Below are 18,811 nucleotides of genomic sequence, written 5' to 3'. Positions count from 1 at the left end.
CACGGCGCTCAGCTCCCGCGCTGGGTCAGCAGCGCCATCGAGAAGGGCGGCAGCTCCAGCGTCTCCTGCGCGGAGTACATGCGCGGCTCGCCCTCCACCGAGGCGACGTCGGTGAAGACGCGCAGTTCCCAGGGGCCCCCATGGCCCGGCACTTCGGGAATCGTCTGCGTCACCGTCTCGTGCGTCGCGTTGAAGACCATCAGCACGGACGGACTCGCCTCGCCGTGGACCGGCGCGAAGCGGCCGTCGAAGGCCACCGCGACGCAGCGCACGGCCGGGTTGGTCCATTCCTCCTCCGTCATGGTCAGGCCCCAGACGCTGAACCAGTCGACGTCGCGCCGGCCGTCCGCGTCCGGCTGGCCCGAGAGCCACTGGTCGCAGCGCAGCACCGGCAGCTCGCGGCGCAGCCGGATCATCGATGCGGTGAAGGCGATCAGCGGGTCCTTGCGGCGCACCTCGCTCCAGTTGAACCAGCTGACCTCGTTGTCCTGGCAGTACGCGTTGTTGTTGCCGCCCTGGGTGCGGCTCATCTCGTCGCCGCCCAGCAGCAGCGGCACGCCGCGCGACGCGAAGAGCGTGGCGAGGAAGTTGCGCTTCTGCCGCTCGCGCATCGCGAGGATCGTCGCGTCGCGCGTGGGGCCTTCGGCGCCGCAGTTCCAGCTGCGGTTGTGGCCCTCGCCGTCGCGGTTGTCCTCCGCGTTGCTGTGGTTGTGCTTGTCGTTGTAGCTCACGAGGTCGTTGAGCGTGAAGCCGTCGTGGACGGTGATCACGTTGACGCTGGCCGAAGGCCTGCGCCGCGCGCCCTGGTAGATGTCCGACGATCCGCACAGGCGCGCCGCGAACTCGGGCAGCTGCCCCTCCATGCCGCGCCAGTAGTCGCGCACGCAGTCACGGTAGCGGCCGTTCCACTCCGACCAGCCCGCCGGGAAGCCGCCGACCTGGTAGCCGTAGTCGCCGATATCCCAGGGCTCGGCCACGAGCTTCACGCGCTTCAGCACCGGGTCCTGCGCGACGGCCGAGAGGAAGGGGCCGCGATGGTCGTACGCCCCGTTCGCATCGCGTGCGATCGCGGGCGCGAGGTCGAAGCGGAAGCCGTCGACGTGCATCTCCTCCACCCACCAGCGCAGGCTGTCCATCACCAGGCGCAGCATCGCGGGGTGGCTCGCATCCAGCGTGTTGCCGGTGCCGGTGTAGTCCATGCCATAGCGCCGGTCCTCGGCGAGACGGTAGTACGCGCCGTGGTCGATGCCCTTGAACGAGAGCGTGGGACCGAGGTGGTTGCCCTCGCAGCTGTGGTTGTAGACGACGTCGAGGATGACTTCGAGTCCCGCCGCGTGCAGCGACTTCACCATCTGCCTGAACTCGCCCACCGCGTCCTGCGCCGCGTAGCGCGGCTCGGGCGCGAAGAAGCCGATGCTGTTGTAGCCCCAGTAGTTGCCGAGGCCCATGTCGACGAGGCGGCGCTCGTCGTTGAAGGCGTGGATCGGGAGCAGCTCGACCGACGTGACCCCGAGCTTCTTAAGGTGCCGGATCGCGGGTTCGCTCGCGAGGCCGAGGTAGGTGCCGCGCAGGTGGGGCGGCACGTCCTGCATTTCCTTCGTGAAGCCGCGCACATGGACTTCGTAGAACACGGTGTCGCTCATGGGGACCGCGGGCGCGGCATCGTCGCCCCAGTCGAACGCCGGGTCGACCACCATGCACTTCGCGGCGCCGGCGGCGTTGTCGACGGTGTCCATCGTCAGGTCCTGCCCTTCGGCGCCCAGCGTGTACGCGTACTGCCAGGCCGCGCCGCGCAGCGGCCGGTCGTGCGCTTTCGCGTAGGGGTCCAGCATGAGCTTGTGCGGATTGCAGCGCACGCCGTTCGCCGGGTCGTAGGGGCCGTGGATGCGATAGCCGTAGCGCGTGCCGGCGGGCAGGTTCGGCACGAAACCGTGCCACACATGATCGGTGCATTCGGGCAGGGCGATGCGCTGCACCTCGCGCGTGCCGCTGCGGTCGAACAGGCAGAGCTCCACCTTGTCCGCCGCGCCGGAGAAGATCGCGAAGTTCACGCCGCCCGCCTGCAGCGTGGCGCCAAGCGGCCATGCACGCCCCGACTCGCAGCCATGGGGCGCGGCCGTGTCGGGATCGTGGGACGCGGAGGAGGGCAGTGGAACGGCGACGGCCGCCGCCGTCATGCGGCCACCTCGATCCGCGGGCCGGTGTCGCAGGCGGCGTCGTGCCCGGCCTCGATGCGCGGGGCGACCGGCGCCGCAGCCCGCTCGCGCCGCGGGAAGAAGCCCGCGGGCACCACCACGATGCCGCTTTCCGTCACCGGAAAACGGCGGCGGTCCGCCTGCAGGTCGAACCCGATGCGCTCGCCGGGCGGAATGTCGTTGTCCTGGTCGATGATGCAGCGCTTCACGTGCGCGCCGCGGCCGATGCGCGAGCGTTCCATCACGATGCAGTGCGCGAGATTCGCGTTGCGCTCGACGTGGACCGAGCGGCGCAGCATGGCGTGGTCGAGCGTGGCGCCGTCGACGATGCTGCCCGAGCCGACCACCGAGCGGTTGATCGTGCCGTTCTCGATCTGCGCCGACTCCGCGGGGTCCGGGCTCGCGTAGATCGGCCAGCGGCTGTTGGTCATGCGGAATTTCGGCTCGGCGCCCAGCGTGTCGAAGTGCGCCTGATAGTACGCGTCGATGGTGCCGACGTCGCGCCAGTAGCCGTGCTCCTCGTAGGGTTTGGCGCCGGGAATCTCGTTCGTGTCGAAGTCGTAGGCCACGAGCTTGTGCGAATTCACCATGGCCGGCAGGATGTGCTTGCCGAAGTCGGTTTCGCCGTTGTCGTGCATCTTGCGAAGCTGCCTGAGCAGCACGTCGGCGTTGAAGATGTAGTTGCCCATCGACGCGAGCGCGTGCGTGCGGCTGCCCGGCATGGGCCGCGTCGTCTTCGGCTTCTCCTTGAAGTCCCGGATGCGGTGGTCGTCGTCGATCTCGACGATGCCGAACTGGTCGCTCTGATCCAGCCGCACGGGCAGGGTGGCCACGCTCGCGTGCGCGCCGGTCTTCACGTGGAAGTCGATCATCTGCCGCACGTCCATGCGGTAGATGTGGTCGGCGCCGAAGACCGCCACGATGTCGGGCCGGAAGCTCTCGATCAGGTGGATGTTCTGGTAGACGGCATCCGCCGTGCCCTGGAACCATTCCGGCCCGTTGCGCATCTGCGGCGGCACCACGGTGATGAACTGCTGCGGCATGAAGCGCGCCATGGTCCAGGTCTGGCGCACGTGCTCGATGAGCGATTGCGACTTGTACTGCACGAGCAGGTAGGTCGAGTAGATCTCGGAGTTCACGAGGTTCGACAGCACGAAGTCGACGATGCGGTGCTTGCCGTTGAAGGGCACGGCGGGCTTGCAGCGGTTGGCGGTCAGGGGGTGCAGCCGCGCGCCTTCGCCGCCGGCCATGACGAAGGCGAGTACGTTTCTATGGGCGGACATGGGGGTCTCCGGATTCGGGTAATGCTTTGAAATCCTGCGGATCGGCACGGCTCGCCAGCACGACCACGCCGAGCGGTGGCAGTGCAAGAACCGTGCTCGCGGGCTGGCCGCCGAGCGGCTCCTTCACGGCCTGCACGCGGCCGAGGTTGCCGACGCCCGTGCCGCCGTAGCTCGGGGCGTCGCTGTTGAGGATCTCGTCCCACGGGCCCGCGCACGGCAGGCCGATGCGCACGTTGAGGCGCACCTCGGGGGTGAGGTTGACGATGGCGACCACGAACGCATCGCGCTCGCCGCCGCGCCGCAGGATGCCGAGCACCGTGGGCTCGTGCCGCTCGAAGGGCAGCCAGGCGAAGCCCTCCGCGCGGAAATCGTTGGCATGCAGCGCGGGCCAGCGGCGATACGCCGCATTGAGATCGGAGATCCAGCGCGCCACGCCGGCATGCAGCGGCCGGGCCCACAAGTGCCAGTCGAGCGTGCGCTCGTGGTGCCATTCCTCCAGCTGCGCGAACTCGCCGCCCATGAAGAGCAGCTTCTTGCCGGGGTGGGTCCACATCAGGCCGTACAGCGCGCGCAGCCCCGCGAAGCGTTGCCACTCGTCGCCCGGCTGCTTGGCCACGAGGCTGCCCTTGCCGTACACCACTTCGTCGTGCGACAGCGGCAGGATAAAGTTCTCGTGGAAGGCGTAGACGGACGAGAAGCGGATGTCGTCGCCGTGGTAAGGGCGGTAGAAGTGCGCGCGGCCCATGTAGCGCAGCGTGTCGTTCATCCAGCCCATGTTCCACTTCATGCCGAAGCCGAGGCCGCCCCAATGCACCGGGCGCGACACGGCGGGCCATGCCGTGGACTCTTCCGCGATCATGTGGGTGTCGGGGAAATGCGCGTAGACCGCGGTGTTGAGTTCCTGCAGGAACTTCACGGCCGCGTAATTCTGGTTGCCGCCGTTCTCGTTCGGAATCCACTCGCCCGGCTTGCGGGCGTAGTCGAGGTAGAGCATCGACGCGACCGCATCGACGCGAAGCCCGTCGAAGTGGTATTTCTCCAGCCAGAAGAGCGCGTTGCCGATCAGGAAGTCGCGCACCTCGTAGCGGCCGTAGTTGAAGATGAGCGAATTCCACTCGGGGTGGAAGCCCAGGCGCGGGTCCTCGTGCTCGTAGAGGGCCGTTCCGTCGAAGCGCGCGAGGGCATGCGCATCCGAGGGAAAGTGCGAGGCCACCCAGTCGAGCAGCACGCCGACGCCCTGCTGGTGCAGCGTGTCGACCAGCGCCATCATGTCCTGCGGCGTGCCGTAGCGCGCCGTCGGCGCGTAGTAGCCGGTGCATTGATAGCCCCACGAGCCGTAGAACGGATGCTCGGTCGTCGGCATCAGCTCCACGTGCGTGAAGCCCATCGCGTTGCAGTGCGCGGCGAGTCGCGTCGCGATCTCGCGGTAGTTGAGGAAATTGCCTTCGTCGTCGCGCTGCCAGGAGCCCAGGTGGACCTCGTAGACCGACATCGGCTGATCGTGGCCCTGGCGTTTGCCGCGCGCGGCCATCCACTCGCCGTCATTCCATTCGTACGCCAGGTCCCAGACCTGCGACGCGGTGCCGGGCGGGTGTTCGCAGCGGAACGCGAACGGGTCGGCCTTGTCCATCCATTCGCCGGATGCGCTCTCGATGCGGTACTTGTAGGCGTGGCCGGGCTGCGCGCCTTCGACGAAGCCGCTCCAGCGGCCGGAGCCGTCGTCCGTGCGCTGCAGCGGGTGGAAGGTCCAGTGGTTGAACGCGCCGATGACGCCGACGTTGCGGGCGTTGGGCGCCCACACCGCGAAGCGGGTGCCGTCGGCCGTGCAATGCGCGCCCAGCACCTCGAAGGGGCGGAGGTGATGCGCGGGCTCGCGACGTGGCGCCGCCGCCTCGCGATCGGGCGTCCCGTGCGTTGCTGAAGGTATCCCCGTTCCGGGCTGTGTCGCGGTCATGGCCTCGATCATTCTCGCGCCATTCTGGAATGCGGTACGGCCGAGGCATGCAGGCAAGACGGCGATGGTGCCGTAGGCGGCGGACTACAGCCGGGACGGTTGGTAGCGGTCAGGCGCGTGTAGGGAGAGGGCTTTCGTCGGGCTGGGCGGGGGCGTCTGGCTCGACCATTGGCGCGTATCCGAATGGCGAAGACGGGTGTATAGAGCGGGGTGCGTGAGCGCGCCGATATGTTTCGCTCATCCACTCCATGGGCAATTCATCGTCATGAGCGCACTGCACCTACCGCCTTTCCAGTCTGCCGCCGCCGCCGCCGCCGCCGGATTCTGGCCGACGCCGCCTCGGCCAGCGGACGAAGCCTCGCGATTCCCCGGCGCCCCGAACGACTGGCGCGAGTTGCGTGGCACGCTGATGCGCAGCGGGTCGGCGATGCGCATTCAGGAATTGCGTGCGCTGGTGGGCGACTACCTGGCCAATGAGACGACTCTGAACAGGACTCTGAAGCTTATGCAGGGTTTCGAAACCCGGCAAAAGGCCCGCGATGAAATGCTGCTTGCGGAGGCCGTCAAGTGGGTCGAAGCGCCTCCTCTCAAAGCGGCTGCGCGGTGTGCGAAGGAATCGGCTACCGCCGCGGTGAGGGAGTTGGGGGAGCATCTCCAGGTACCGGAACTCGACTGGACGGATCTTCCCGCTTCGCTCGCAGGCAGGCTCCATCGTCTCGAGCGGATCGCGCAGCTCGTGGAGGACTGCAGGGGCTACGAGCTCCGCATCGCGCGCGATGAGAATCTTGGGGACTGGTGGGATCCGCGTTCCTACAGTTACAGCAATGGGGCGTTGATGCGGCGATTTCCCCAACCGGAAGACTCACCGATGATGAAGCTCATCGAAAGCGCGAGCCTCCTTCACGAGAACACGAACGATTTCCTCCTCCAAGCGGCGCAAGACGCAACCGACCTTCAAGCGCTCGATGCAGACACCGAGGCGTTTCCGCCTTCGCTGTCGACCGAAGATTCGGCGATCCTCGGCTACCTTGCGACGCATATTCGCGACGGTGTGCTCGACCTCGAGAACATCCCAGACGACCTGAGCGTGGCAGACGCGCCCTCATTCACGGCCGATCAGCTCTGGACCTTTCTCGGTCGCTCGGACACTTGGCGGTGCATGGTCGAAGACTGCAAGGCGGCGGGCGGATTGACTTGCGTGAGACTACCGCCTGGCCGGAACGATCAGATCGAGGCGGCACTCAAGGCCCGACTCCGGCTGCCGGCGGGCGACTACAGACCCGACGTCGTTGCGACCATCGTCGATCCGTTGTGCGCGTTCCACCTCTATCCGTCTTCGGGTGCGCCTGCGCAGTGCGAGCTGAACCTGTTCCTGAAGTGCCGGACAGACCTGAAAGGTACGCTCTGGCTATCGCCGACGACGAACGCGGGAACCGAGTCGGGCCATGAGGTCCCGGGCGTGTCGAAAATCGTGCTGGCCCATGTGCCTGTGACGACGGCAGCGGGAAAGGTGAGGTATGAGGAACACCATGCCGCTGCGGGCACCCTCGGAGCGATGACGAGCGCAGCCGTCTGAGCGAGTCGTCCACTGGCACTCCGGGGTTTCGCGCGCGCGTCTCCAGTCGGCGCGGCGCTTCACGGACTACACGCCGAGATACCTGTCGAGCACCTCGGGCTGCGATCGGAGGTCGTCGGATGTGCCCGCAAAGGCCACTTCCCCCTTCACCAGTATCACGTTGCGGTCCGTCACCTGCGTCACGTGCTTCCAGTTCTTGTCGACGATGACGCTGGAGATACCGGTCTCGCGGATCAAGCCGCAGATGCGCCAGATCTCGCGCGCGATCAGCGGGGCGAGGCCCTCCGTGGCTTCGTCGAGGATGAGCACGTCCGGGTTCGTCATCAGCGCGCGGCCGATGGTGAGCATCTGCTGCTCGCCGCCGGAGAGTTGCTGGCCGCCGTGGTCGAGCCGCTCGGCGAGCCGGGGGAAGGTCTGGAGCACACGCTCGTAGGTCCAGTCGCGCTGACCGCGCGTGCCCGGCCGCGCCGCCATCACCAGGTTTTCCTTCACGCTCAGGTTGCCGAAGATGCCGCGGCCTTCGGGCACGTAGGCAACGCCGAGTTGCGCGACTTCGAAGGTCGGCCGGCCCAGGGTGGAGCGGCCCATCACGTCGACCGTGCCGGCACGTGGAACGACGAGACCCATCAAAGTCTTGAGCAGCGTCGACTTCCCCATGCCGTTGCGGCCCATGAGACCGATGGTCTCGCCGCGGTCCACGTGGAAGTCGATGCCGCGCAGGATGTGGCTCGCGCCGTAGTAGGTGTGCAGGCCGCGCGCGTCGATGAGGCGATCGGTCATGGAATGAACCTCCGCGCTACGCGCTGCGGGGCCCTGCATCTTGGGGCTGCCCGGCGATTCATGCCTCCTCCCCCAGATACGCCGCCTGCACCCCGGCATCCGCGCGAATCTGCGCCGGCGTACCGCTTGCGATCACCTGGCCGTTGACCATCACCGTGAGGTGATCGGCGAGCGCGAAGACCGCATCCATGTCGTGCTCCACGAGCATGATCGCGTGATTCGGCTTCAGTTTCAGCAGCAGCTGCACCATGCGCTCGGCCTCGGCCGTGCCCATGCCGGCAAGGGGCTCGTCGAGCAGCAGCACTTGCGGATCGGTCGCGAGCGTCATCGCGATCTCGAGCTGGCGCTGCTCGCCGTGGCTGATGGCGCCGGCCACGGAGTCGCGGCGGGGCGCGAGTCCCGCCAGCTCGATCGCGCGCTCCGCACGCTCGTTCGCCGCACCGACGTTCGACGCCAGACGCAGCCAGCCCGCCGCATGCGGCGTGCGCGACTGGGCGGCCAGGCGCACGTTCTCCCACACCGTGAAGGGGCCGAAGATATTCGTCTTCTGGTAACTCCGGCCGAGCCCCGCGCGGGAAATCTTCTCGGGCGACCAGCCCGTCGTGTTGCGGCCCGCGAGCGTTACCGTTCCCGAGCTCGGCGCGATGTCGCCCGAGAGCAGGTTGGTCAGCGTCGACTTGCCCGCGCCGTTGGGCCCGATCACCGCATGGATGCGGTCGCGCCAGAGTTCGAGCGACACGTCGTTCACCGCGGCGAGGCCGCCGAAGCGCTTGGTGAGATGCGATGCGGCGAGCAGGATTTCAGCCATCGATGCGCTCCCGCTTCCGCATCGCGCGCTCGACGAGCCCGAGCAGGCCGCGCGGCGCGAACACCACGATGAGCACGATGAAGAGTCCCATCCACAGCTGCCAATGCTTGCCGGCATTGAAGCCGCCGAGGGTGGGCAGATCCTTGAACTCGTGCAGCAGCATCTCGAAGGCGAACGCGCCGACGATCGCGCCCGCGAAGTTGCCCATGCCGCCGAGGATGACCATCATGATCGCGTGCGCGCTCATGTGGAAGCCCATGAGCTCCGGATTCACGAAGCCGGTCTGCGCGCCCCACAGGTAGCCCGCGAGGCCCGCGAGCGCGCCGCCGAGCGTGAACGCGGCGAGCTTGTAGCCGAAGGTGCCGAAGCCCATCGCGCGCATGCGGTGCTCGTTCACGCGGATGCCCGCGAGCGCGCGGCCGAAGGGGCTGAAGAGAAGGCGGCGCAGGAACGCATACACCGCGATCATCATGGCGAAAGTGAAGTAGTAGAAGACCGTCTTGTTCTCCAGGTCGAAGAGACCCGCCACCGGCTTGAAGTTGATGTAGAGGCCGTCGGAGCCGCCAAGCGCCTTGTTGTCGAAGAAGAGGAAGAACACCATCTGCGCGAACGCCATGGTGACCATGATGAAGTAGATGCCGTGCGTGCGGACGACGAAGAAGCCGATGACGAGCGCCGCGAGCGCGGACGCCGCCACGGCCGCCGGCAGCGTCCACCACAGGCTCACCGCCTCGTTCGCCGGCGTCATGAACGCGAGCGCGTAGCCGGCGAGGCCGAAGTACGCCGCGTGGCCGAGCGAGACGAGCCCGGTCACGCCCTGCAGCAGGTCGAGGCTCATGGCGAAGATCGCGAGGATCATCATGCGCGCGACCATCTGCGCGTAGAAGTCCGTCGCAACGAGCGGGAAGGCGGCGAGGGCGAGGAAGACGAGCACCAGCACGACCTGCAGGCCGCGCGGCAAGGCTTCGAGGTTGGCTTTGGCCGTGCTCATTGTTTGAACAAGCCCTCTGGCTTCCATAAAAGTACGGCGGCCATCAGCATGTACACCAGCATGCCCGCCACCTGCGGCACGAGCACCTTGCCGAAGGTATCCACAAGACCCACGAGCAGCGACGCGATGAGCGCCCCGCGCACCGAGCCGATGCCGCCGATCGTCACCACCACGAAGCACATGATGAGCACCTGCGAGCCCATGTTCGGGTACACGCTCGACACCGGCGAGGCGATCATGCCGGCGACCGTCGCCAGCCCCACGCCCAGCGCGAAGACGAAGGCGTGGATCAGCTTGATGTTGATGCCCAGCGCCTCGGTCATGTCGTGGTTGAAGGCGCCGGCGCGGATCTTCATGCCCAGGCGCGTGCGCGAGATCAGGAAGTACAGGCCGAGTGCGAGGACGATGCACACGCCCGACATGAAGAGGCGGTACACGGGATAGGAGAGGTTGTCCGTGAGCGGGATCGAGGCCGAGAGCAGCGACGGGATGGTCACGCCATGCACGTCGTCGCCCCACAGGATGGAGCGCATCTCCTCGAAGATGTAGATCAGGCCGAAGGTGAGCAGCACCTGGTCGAGATGGTCGCGGTGATAGAAGTGGCGAAACAGCACGCGTTCGAGGATCAGGCCGAAGAGCACCGACAGCACCGCGCCCCCGAGGATGGCGACGGTGAGGCTGCCCGTCTTGGCCGCGAGCGACCAAGCGAGGTAGGCGCCCAGCATGTAGAAGCTGCCGTGCGCGAGGTTGACCACGCCCATGATCCCGAAGATCAGCGTGAGGCCGGCGGCCAGCATGAACAGCAGCAGCCCGTACTGGACGCTGTTGAGCAGCTGGATGAGGAAGTTGGCGAAGTCCATCAGGCAGGTTGCGGCACGCGGTCGGAAATGCGGAAGCCCTGGATCCCCGCCTTCGCGGGGATGACAGCCTGCTTGCCGTCATTCCCGCAAAGGCGGGAATCCAGGGCTTTCAAGATGGGTGAGGATCAGCCCAGGCGGCAGCCCGCGCCCGAATCGGCCAGCGCCTTCGCGGCAATGCCGATCACCTTGTTCTCGCCCTTCTCGACGCGGCGCAGGTAGATGTCCTGCACCGGGTTGTGCGACTTGCTCATCGACCACTTGCCGCGCGGGCTGTCGATGGTCTGCGTCTCCAGCGACTTGTACAGCGCCGCCTTGTTGCCGATGTCGCCCTTGACCGTGGCCATGCCCTGCGCGAGCAGCAGGCCGGTGTCGTAGCCCTGCACCGCGTACACGTCGGGCTGCAGGCGGAACTTGCTGGCGAAGGCCGTGCGGAACTGTTTGTTGCGCGCCGTGTCGAGCGAGTCGCTGTAGTGCATCGTGGTCATGATGCCCTCGGCCGCGGGCCCTGCGGCGTCGAGCACGCCTTCGGTCAGGAAGCCCGAGCCCCACAGCGGAATGCGGTCCTTCAGGCCCGCGGCCGCGTAGTCGCGGATGAACTTGGCGGCGCCGGCGCCGGCGAAGAAGCAGGCCACCGCATCGGGGCGCAGCGAGGCGATCTCGGTCAGCAGCGCCTGGAATTCCACCTGCGGGAAGGGCAGGCCCAGCTCCTTCACGATCGTGCCGCCGGCCTTGGTGTAGCTGTCCTTGAAGCCCTCGAACGCCTCGTCGCCTGCCGCGTACTTCCAGGTGATCCAGGCGGTGCGCTTCAGGCCCTTGTCCATCATCGGCTTGCCGAGCGCGAGCGTCGGCTGCGAATTGCTGAACGAGGTGCGGAACACGTTTGGCGCGCACTGCGCGCGGGTGGCCGCATGCACGCCGGCATTCGGAATGAGGTTGAGCACGCCCGACTCGCGCGCGACGCGCTGGATGCCCATCTGCACGCCCGAATGCACGGTGCCGATCAGCACGTCGACCTTGTCGCGCTGCACCAGGCGGTTGGCGTTCTCGACGCCCTTGGACGGCTCCGACTCGTCGTCGACCTTGAACCACTCGATGTCCCGGCCGCCGAGCTTGCCGCCCTTTTCGTCAATGGCCATGCGCACGCCGTTCTCGATGTTGACCCCGAGCGACGCGAACGTGCCGGTGTACGGCAGCATGAAGCCCACGCGAATGCGACTGGACTGCGCACGCGCGATCTGCGGCAGCAGCAGGCCGACGGAGGCCGCGCCGATGGTGGCCGCGCCGCGGGCGAGGACGAGACGGCGAGTGGTCATGGAAATTTCCTTATTTGATTGAGGTGTCAAGCATTTCTACCGCATCGCGCGGGAGCCTGCCACGGGAATGACCCGCAGCGCGGTCGCGCACGCATCATGCCCGTTGCGCGGCCTGCCGCAGCCGGAAGCGCTGGATCTTGCCCGTGGCGGTCTTCGGCAGCTCGTCGGCGAACTCGATCCAGCGCGGATACTTGTAGGGGGCGAGCCGGCTCTTCACGTGCATCTGCAACTGCGCGGCATCGGCCTGCGCGCCGGCCTTCAGCACCACGTAAGCCTTGGGCTTCACCAGGCCCTCGCTGTCCTCGACGCCGATCACGGCGGCCTCGAGCACGGCGGGGTGCGTCATGAGGGACGCTTCCACTTCGAAGGGCGACACGTAGATGCCGCCCACCTTCAGCATGTCGTCGCTGCGGCCGCCGTAGGTGTAGTAGCCGTCGGCGTCGCGCGTGTACTTGTCGCCGCTTCTCGTCCACTCGCCCGCGAAGGTGCTCTTGGTGCGCGCGCGGTTGTTCCAGTACATGAGGGCGGAGGTCGGGCCCTGGATCTGCAGCTCGCCGATCTCGCCGTCGCCGCATTCGCGGCCGTCGTCGGCGACGATGCGCAGCGCGTAGCCGGGCACGGCCTCGCCGGTCGTGCCGTAGCGCACGCGGCCGGGGCGGTTCGACAGGAAGATGTGCAGCATTTCCGTGGAGCCGATGCCGTCGAGGATCTCGCAGCCATATTCCTCGGTCCAGCGCTTGCCGATCTCGGCGGGCAGCGCCTCGCCCGCGCTGGTGCACACGCGCAGGTTGAGCTCGGCGCGCTTCGGCCGGTTGCCGTCGGCGAGCAGGCCGGCGAACAAGGTCGGCACGCCGTAGAAGACGCTGGGCCGATGCTCCTTCAGCACCCTGAACACGTCGCCGGGCGTCGGCCGCGTGGGCAGCAGCACCGTCGTCGCGCCGACGCTCATGGGGAAGGTGAGGGCGTTGCCGAGGCCGTAGGCGAAGAACAGTTTCGCCGCCGAGTAGACGACGTCGTCCTCGCGGATGCCGAGCACGGGCTTCGCGTAGAGCTCCGCGGTCTGGATCAGGTGGCTGTGCAGATGCACCGTGCCCTTGGGCATGCCGGTGGAGCCGCTCGAGTACAGCCAGAAGGCGGCGTCGTCGGCGCAGGTGTCGTGGACGGTTTGCTGCGTGCTGCCGCCCGATTGCACGAGCGCCGCGACCGAATCCTCGCCATCGCCCCCCGCCACGAACACGTGCTTCAGGCTCATGCCGTCCCGCTCACGAAGCAGCGGCGCGAACGCCGGCAACAAGCCCTTCGACACGAACAGCGCCTGCGCGCGGGAATCGCGCAGCATGTAATCGAAGTCCTGGGTCGTCAGCAATGTGTTCGCCGCAACGGGCACCACCCCCGCCAGCATGCAACCCAGAAAGACGACGGGCCACTCGAGCGTGTCGTGCATCGCGATCATCACCCGTGCTTCGGGCGGGATGCCGCGCGCGCGCAGCGCGTTCGCGAGGCCATGCGCCTGCCGCGCGAGCTCGCCGTAGGTCAGTCGTGCGCCGCTGCCCGCCTCGATGAAAGCCGCCTTGCTTGCCCGCGACGCATTGCGCGCGAGCAGGTCGTGCGCCGCGTTGTAGTCGCGCGGAATGTCGACGCGCGGCGGGCTGGCGGAATGGTCGGCGTGGCTCGGATTCATGATCGGGGCGTCTCTCGAGAGGTGCAGTAAACTGCTTGACAGCGCGTCTTCAGGCAGTATATTGCAATCGCGCTCGACTGCAACCCGGACGCACCCGATGACGATGGAACCCGACGAACGCACGATCCTGCCCGAACTGGGCGCGCGCGTGCGCTCGTGGCGCGCGCGGCGCGGCATGACGCGCAAGCAACTCGCCGGGGATTCCGGCCTGTCCGAGCGCTTCCTTGCCGACGTAGAAAGCGGCAAAGGCAATGTCTCGATCAATTCGCTCGATGCGGCGGCACGCGCGCTCCACATCACCATCCAGGACCTGCTGCAGGATCCGCCCCGGCCGGCGCTCGCGCGCCTGCAGGGCGTGCTCGCCCGGCTCGACGATGCGCAACTCGACGCGGCATATGCCTTGCTCGCGTCGAACTTCGGGCTCGCGGGCGCGCAGGGGCGCGAGCGGCGCATCGCCCTGGTGGGCCTGCGCGGCGCGGGCAAGACAACGCTTGGCGAGCAACTCGCGGCGCAACGCGGCGTGGCCTTCGTCGAGCTCGACCGCGAGATCGAGCGCGAGGCCGGCACGAGCATGAACGAGATCCTGCTGCTGCACGGCCAGGCCGGCTTCCGGCGCTACGAACGGCGCGCCTTGCTGCGCATCGCCGAGCAGCATGCCGAGGGCGTGGTGATGACCACGGGCGGCAGCATCGTGAGCGAGCGCGAGACCTTCGACGTGCTGCAAAGCCACTTCTATTGCGTGTGGATCAAGGCAAGCCCCGAGGAGCACATGTCGCGCGTGGTCGCGCAGGGGGACATGCGCCCCTTCGGCACGACGCAGGGTGCGACCGGCGAGGCGCTGGACGACATCCGCCGGATTCTTTCGAGCCGCGAAGCGCTCTATGCGCGGGCCGATGCCGTGGTGGACACGGCGGCGCGCAGCGTCAGGCAGTCGCTGAAGGATCTGGAGCGGGCGGTGCCCGGAGTGGGGTGAAAATCATTGGCTGCTCAGCATGCGCCTTTGCAGGAGCGTCTGGAGGTCCCGTCGTCCATCCGCGACGAGATACACGACGACCTCCGTCGGAAATATGCGATAGATGATCCGGTACGGCTTGAAGTACGTTTCCCGAAAGTCGCGAATGCCCAGCGCAAGCAACTCCTTCGTGTAGGCACCGCGCTCCGGAAATCGCTCCAGCCCCAGGATTGCCGCCTCGATCTTGTCCAGGACGTGCGCTGCCTTTGCGGGAGCGTCATGACTCGCGATGTAGTCGTGCAGTTCTTCGACGTCCTGCACGGCATCCAACGTCATGATGACGTTGTGAGGCGCGGTCATTTCGTGTTGCGCTTGCGCCGTACGGCCGCGAACGCTTCGCGCAACGGCATGACTTTGCCCTCTTCGACCTGCCGATTGCCGAGCGCGAGAATCTTCAGGAGCGCCAGAGTCTCCTGCCCGGCCTGATAGGACGCGATGTCCTGAAGCACGGCCGCGGCCTCGCCATTCTGAGTAATGATCAAAGGCGCCCGGTGCTCGGCAAGTTCGGCGATCACCTGCGCGGCGTTGGCCTTGACGTAGCTGATGGGCTTGATGTGTTCGGAATAGCGCATGACCGAATTTAGCCTTTTTTCGGTCTCCCGACAATGCGCCCCGGACAACGGGCGCATAGAATGCGGCTGTCGGAGCGTAGCGCAGTCTGGTAGCGCATCTGGTTTGGGACCAGAGGGTCGGAGGTTCGAATCCTCTCGCTCCGACCACCGCTCGAAAATTGTTGCCGCGCGCTCCGGTGAGTCTTGTCCGGTGCGCCTACCGCATCGCCCGCTCGATCAAACCCGCGCCTTCTTGCAGCAGGAACTGCCTGAACGCCTGCGCCACCGGCGGCAGGCGCTTCGAGCGCCGGTGCACCACGTGCCAGTGGAGCATGAGCGGCAGGCCCTTCACGTCGAGCACCTGCAGGGCCCCGGCCTTGCGCTCGTGGCCGATCGTGTGCGCCGACAGGAAGCTCAGGCCCATGCCCGCGGCCACGGCCTGCTTGATCGTCTCGGTGCTCTTGATCTCCATCGCGACCGTCAGCAGCGCGAGCCCGTCGCCGAAGGCTTCCTGCATGGACTGCCGGGTGTCCGAGCCGCGCTCGCGCACGATGAAGGGCTCGCCGGCGAGCCTTGCGACCGGAATGCGCCGACGCCCGGCGAGCGGATGCGACGGGCCGGCGATGACGACGTAGGGGTGGGGCGCGAACGCCTCCGCCACGAAGTCCCCGTCCGTGGGCGGGCGGCCCATGATCGCGAGGTCCGTGCGGTTCGCCTCCATCCGCGCGAGCAATTCCTCGCGGTTGCACACCACGAAGTCAAGTTCGACGCCCTTGTGGCGCTGCGCGAACGCCACCAGCAGGCCCGGAAAGAAATAGTCGCCCGCGCTGATCACCGACACGCTGAGCCGCCCGCCCGAGACGCTCTTGAACTGGGCCATGGCCTCTTCGGCTTCGCGGAACTTCTGCATGATCTCGCGGCTGCAGACGAGCATCTGCTCGCCGGCCGCGGTGAGGTGCACCTTCTTGCCGAGAAGCTCGAAGAGCGGCAGGCCCGCGTGCTCCTCCAGCTTGCGCACTTGCGTCGAGACGGCGGGCTGCGTCTGGTGCAGTTCCTGCGCCGCGCGCGAGAAGCTGCGGTGCCGCGCCACCGACTCGAAAACCCGGAGTTGGCGGAACGTGGCATGGCGCATGCGGCCACTATAAATGATCGTTTATGAATTCAACAAAATACTTTGACTGTTATTTATGCGAGGCTGCACGTAGATTGCGCCTTCGAAAGGAGACACGAAGATGCTTGCAGCAGTAGCCGTACCGCAGACCCTCGATTCGCGCCCCGCAGAGGCCGAGCGCCAGTCGTACAACATCGCCTTCGACGCGCTGGGGCTCGCCTGGCATTGGGACACCGCGACGTTCGCCAGGCTTCCCAGCGACGCCGGTCGCGTGCAGGCCTATGTGGAGCGCCACCAGCCGCACCTGCTGCAGGCCTACGACGCCGACTTCCTCGCGAACGCGGTGGAGTCGGCCCGGCAGCGCCTGGCGGACGTGCGGGCCTGACGTGAAGATCGCGGTCGTAGGCGCCGGCGCCATCGGCGGCCTTGTCGGCGCGCAACTGGCGCTGGCGGGCGAGGACGTCACGCTGATCGTGCGCGGGGCGACGTTGCAGGCGATTCGCGAGCACGGCTTGCGGTTCACGGGGATGGACGGCGTGGAGCAGCGCGTCACGCGCCTGCTCGCGACGAACGACTATCGCGAAGCCGGCCCGCAGGACCTGGTCATCCTCGCCGTCAAGGCGCATCAGCTCGACGCGGTGGCGGATCCGCTGCAGGATCTCCTGGGTCCGGAGACGCCCATCGTGACGATGCAGAACGGCATTCCGTTCTGGTATTTCCACCGGCACGGCGGCCCGCATGAAGGCCGCGTGGTGCAGAGCGTCGACGCGCCCGTGCCGCTCGCGCGGCGAATTTCGCCGGAGCGCATCATCGGCTGCGTGGTCTATCCCGCGGCGGAATTGCGGGCCCCGGGCGTGATCCACCATGTCGAGGGCAACCGGCTGCCCGTGGGCGAACTGGATGGCTCGGCCTCGGCGCGGGTGCAGCGCATATCGGAGTGCTTCGCGCGCGCCGGTTTCAAGGCGCCCGTGCTGACCGACATCCGTTCCGAAATCTGGCTCAAGCTCTGGGGCAACCTGACCTTCAATCCGATCAGCGCCCTGGCGCATTCGACGCTGGTCGACATCTGCGAAGACCCGCTCGGCCGCGACCTCGCCGCCAACATGATGCGGGAAGCGCAGGACGTCGCGCGGCAACTGGGCATCGAGATGCGGGTGCCCCTGGAGAAGCGCATCGCCGGCGCGGCCAAGGTGGGGGCCCACAAGACCTCGATGCTGCAGGACATCGAGGCCGGCCGCGCGCCGGAGATCGACGCGCTCGTCGGCGCGGTGGTCGAGCTCGCGCGCCTGTGCGGCACGCCCACGCCGCACATCGACGCGGTGTATGCGCTGGTGAGCCTGCTTGCCCGGCGCATGGCGGAATCGGGTGGTAGCGTTCGCCTGCAGCCGGTGGCCCCCGTATAGGACAATGCGGGCTTCTGCCCGTAGCTCAGTTGGATAGAGCACCTGCCTTCTAAGCAGGTTGTCGGGGGTTCGATTCCCTCCGGGCAGGCCAGCCATATCCCGATTGCACCCCGAGCATGTTGTCCCGATGACCGTCGAGCGCGCGCCAACGACCGCACCCGACGGCCTGCCGCCCCCCGTGCGCTGGTGGGCCTTCCTCGTCATCATCCTCGGCATCACGCTCACGGTGCTCGACTCGGGCATCGTCAATCTCGCGCTGCCCGATATCGCGCGCGACATGAAGGTGAGCGCCTCGGCGGCCGTGTGGGTCGTCATCGGCTACCAGATCGCCGCGCTCGCGCTGCTGCTGCCGCTCGCGAACCTCGGCGAACGCATCGGCTACCGGCGCGTCTACCTGGTCGGCGCGGTGGTGTTCACCGTCGGCTCGCTCGCCAGCATGGTGGCCGATTCGATGCTGCTGCTGGTGGTGGCACGCGCGTTCCAGGGGCTCGGCGCCGCCGGCATCATGTCGGTGAATTCGGCGCTCGTGCGGCTCACGTTCCCGGCCGCGGGCCTGCCGCGCGCGCTGGCGCTCAACTCCGTCGTGGTCGCCGCGGGCTCGGTGGCGGGGCCGCCCCTCGGCGCCGCGGTGCTCTCGCTCGCGCCCTGGCCCTGGCTCTTCGCGCTCAACGTGCCGCTGGGCATCCTGTGCTTCGCGCTCGGGTCGCGATGCCTGCCCGCGAACACGCACCGGCCCCGTGCCGGCGCGCCGGTCGCCGCGCTCGACGTGGCGCTGAACATCGCGACCTTCTCGCTCTTCTTCCTCGGCGCGGATTCGCTCGCCTCGCTCGGCGGCGGCGGGCATGCGATCGTGCCGCCGGCCACGGGCGCGGCCATGCTCGCGGCCGGCGTCGCGCTCGCCGTCTGGTACGTCCGGCGTCAGCGCAGGCTCGCCACGCCCATGCTGCCCATCGACCTGCTGGCCATTCCGGCGTTCGCGCTTTCGTTCTGCACCTCGGTCGCCACGTTCTCGGCGCACACGCTCGGCTTCGTCGCGCTGCCCTTCCTGCTGCTCGGCGCGCAGGGCTTTTCGCACGGCCACGCCGGCCTGCTGATCGCGGCCTGGCCGGCCGCCGTCGTCGTCGTGGCCCCCATCGCCGGGCGTCTGATCTCGCGCTACCCGGCCGGCATCCTGGGCAGCATCGGGCGGGTGATGCTGTCGCTGGGCCTGCTGCTGCTGGCGCTGCTGCCGGACCGCGCGGGCCGCGGCGACATCGCGTGGCGGCTCGCGCTGTGCGGCGCGGGCGTCGCGCT

At 67.7% G+C, this 18,811-nt stretch carries 17 protein-coding genes and 2 tRNA genes; 7 read left to right on the top strand and 12 right to left on the bottom strand.

Annotated elements, in window-relative coordinates:
- Nucleotides 1–8: 8 nt before the first annotated feature.
- The 3 genes from glgX to glgB are packed head-to-tail and all read right to left on the bottom strand — an operon-like array spanning nucleotide 9 to nucleotide 5,432.
- Nucleotides 9–2,177, bottom strand: a complete 2,169-nt coding sequence (glgX, locus tag AB7E83_RS25135) for a glycogen debranching protein GlgX (protein ID WP_428573697.1) — start codon at nucleotides 2,175–2,177, stop codon at nucleotides 9–11.
- Nucleotides 2,174–3,478, bottom strand: a complete 1,305-nt coding sequence (locus AB7E83_RS25130; RefSeq protein WP_428573695.1) for a glucose-1-phosphate adenylyltransferase — start codon at nucleotides 3,476–3,478, stop codon at nucleotides 2,174–2,176. The genes glgX and AB7E83_RS25130 overlap by 4 nt, the downstream gene beginning before the upstream one ends.
- Entirely contained in the window at nucleotides 3,465–5,432 is a 1,968-nt protein-coding gene (glgB, locus tag AB7E83_RS25125) for a 1,4-alpha-glucan branching protein GlgB (protein ID WP_428573693.1), read from the bottom strand. The genes AB7E83_RS25130 and glgB overlap by 14 nt, the downstream gene beginning before the upstream one ends.
- 265 nt (nucleotides 5,433–5,697) lie before the next feature.
- Between glgB and AB7E83_RS25120 the strand changes: the two genes are divergently transcribed.
- Entirely contained in the window at nucleotides 5,698–7,008 is a 1,311-nt protein-coding gene (locus AB7E83_RS25120; protein WP_428573691.1) for a hypothetical protein, read from the top strand.
- 66 nt (nucleotides 7,009–7,074) lie between these two features.
- Here AB7E83_RS25120 and AB7E83_RS25115 read toward each other — a convergent pair whose 3' ends face one another.
- The 6 genes from AB7E83_RS25115 to AB7E83_RS25090 all read right to left on the bottom strand — a co-directional run bounded on the left by AB7E83_RS25115 (nucleotide 7,075) and on the right by AB7E83_RS25090 (nucleotide 13,441).
- On the bottom strand, nucleotides 7,075–7,788 hold the full coding sequence (locus AB7E83_RS25115) for an ABC transporter ATP-binding protein (RefSeq protein ID WP_428573689.1): 714 nt from the start codon (nucleotides 7,786–7,788) through the stop codon (nucleotides 7,075–7,077).
- A gap of 58 nt (nucleotides 7,789–7,846) precedes the next feature.
- On the bottom strand, nucleotides 7,847–8,596 hold the full coding sequence (locus tag AB7E83_RS25110) for an ABC transporter ATP-binding protein (protein WP_428573687.1): 750 nt from the start codon (nucleotides 8,594–8,596) through the stop codon (nucleotides 7,847–7,849).
- Nucleotides 8,589–9,587: a branched-chain amino acid ABC transporter permease gene (locus AB7E83_RS25105; protein ID WP_428573685.1), complete on the bottom strand. Its 999-nt coding sequence runs from the start codon at nucleotides 9,585–9,587 to the stop codon at nucleotides 8,589–8,591. Before AB7E83_RS25105 ends, AB7E83_RS25110 begins: the two co-directional genes overlap by 8 nt.
- Nucleotides 9,584–10,447: a branched-chain amino acid ABC transporter permease gene (locus AB7E83_RS25100; RefSeq protein ID WP_428573683.1), complete on the bottom strand. Its 864-nt coding sequence runs from the start codon at nucleotides 10,445–10,447 to the stop codon at nucleotides 9,584–9,586. The genes AB7E83_RS25105 and AB7E83_RS25100 overlap by 4 nt, the downstream gene beginning before the upstream one ends.
- A gap of 125 nt (nucleotides 10,448–10,572) precedes the next feature.
- Nucleotides 10,573–11,760: an ABC transporter substrate-binding protein gene (locus AB7E83_RS25095; RefSeq protein ID WP_428573681.1), complete on the bottom strand. Its 1,188-nt coding sequence runs from the start codon at nucleotides 11,758–11,760 to the stop codon at nucleotides 10,573–10,575.
- Between the two features lie 94 nt (nucleotides 11,761–11,854).
- Nucleotides 11,855–13,441: a benzoate-CoA ligase family protein gene (locus AB7E83_RS25090; protein WP_428573679.1), complete on the bottom strand. Its 1,587-nt coding sequence runs from the start codon at nucleotides 13,439–13,441 to the stop codon at nucleotides 11,855–11,857.
- Between AB7E83_RS25090 and AB7E83_RS25085 the strand changes: the two genes are divergently transcribed.
- Nucleotides 13,392–14,414, top strand: coding sequence for a helix-turn-helix transcriptional regulator (locus tag AB7E83_RS25085; RefSeq protein WP_428573677.1), 1,023 nt, complete (start codon nucleotides 13,392–13,394; stop codon nucleotides 14,412–14,414). The two genes, AB7E83_RS25090 and AB7E83_RS25085, sit on opposite strands and share 50 nt — an antisense overlap.
- Before the next feature lie 3 nt (nucleotides 14,415–14,417).
- On the opposite strand, the gene AB7E83_RS25080 is transcribed toward AB7E83_RS25085, so the two are convergent.
- Complete coding sequence (locus tag AB7E83_RS25080; protein WP_428573675.1) at nucleotides 14,418–14,753, bottom strand: type II toxin-antitoxin system RelE/ParE family toxin; 336 nt, start codon at nucleotides 14,751–14,753, stop codon at nucleotides 14,418–14,420.
- Nucleotides 14,750–15,025 (bottom strand): type II toxin-antitoxin system Phd/YefM family antitoxin, encoded by a 276-nt coding sequence (locus AB7E83_RS25075; protein WP_428573673.1) that lies wholly within the window; start codon nucleotides 15,023–15,025, stop codon nucleotides 14,750–14,752. The genes AB7E83_RS25080 and AB7E83_RS25075 overlap by 4 nt, the downstream gene beginning before the upstream one ends.
- A 70-nt stretch (nucleotides 15,026–15,095) precedes the next feature.
- Between AB7E83_RS25075 and AB7E83_RS25070 the strand changes: the two genes are divergently transcribed.
- Nucleotides 15,096–15,172: transfer RNA gene (locus AB7E83_RS25070), tRNA-Pro, on the top strand.
- A gap of 49 nt (nucleotides 15,173–15,221) precedes the next feature.
- On the opposite strand, the gene AB7E83_RS25065 is transcribed toward AB7E83_RS25070, so the two are convergent.
- Nucleotides 15,222–16,136 carry a LysR family transcriptional regulator gene (locus AB7E83_RS25065; protein ID WP_428573671.1) on the bottom strand — a complete coding sequence of 305 codons (915 nt, stop codon included), beginning with the start codon at nucleotides 16,134–16,136 and terminating at the stop codon, nucleotides 15,222–15,224.
- A gap of 100 nt (nucleotides 16,137–16,236) precedes the next feature.
- Between AB7E83_RS25065 and AB7E83_RS25060 the strand changes: the two genes are divergently transcribed.
- The 4 genes from AB7E83_RS25060 to AB7E83_RS25045 form a co-directional block, all read left to right on the top strand.
- On the top strand, nucleotides 16,237–16,500 hold the full coding sequence (locus AB7E83_RS25060) for a hypothetical protein (protein ID WP_428573669.1): 264 nt from the start codon (nucleotides 16,237–16,239) through the stop codon (nucleotides 16,498–16,500).
- A gap of 1 nt (nucleotide 16,501) precedes the next feature.
- Nucleotides 16,502–17,518, top strand: coding sequence for a 2-dehydropantoate 2-reductase (locus tag AB7E83_RS25055; RefSeq protein WP_428573667.1), 1,017 nt, complete (start codon nucleotides 16,502–16,504; stop codon nucleotides 17,516–17,518).
- Nucleotides 17,519–17,532: 14 nt separating this feature from the next.
- A tRNA-Arg gene (locus tag AB7E83_RS25050) sits at nucleotides 17,533–17,609 on the top strand.
- A gap of 36 nt (nucleotides 17,610–17,645) precedes the next feature.
- Nucleotides 17,646–18,811 (top strand): MFS transporter (locus AB7E83_RS25045; protein ID WP_428573665.1); only part of this gene is annotated, 1,166 nt, incomplete at its 3' end.

It is taken from the genome of Ramlibacter sp. (genome assembly GCF_050250995.1).
GTDB lineage: Bacteria > Pseudomonadota > Gammaproteobacteria > Burkholderiales > Burkholderiaceae_C > Ramlibacter.
The sequence above is the reverse complement of the archived record's forward strand: the minus strand, read 5'-3'. Positions and strand labels throughout refer to the sequence as shown.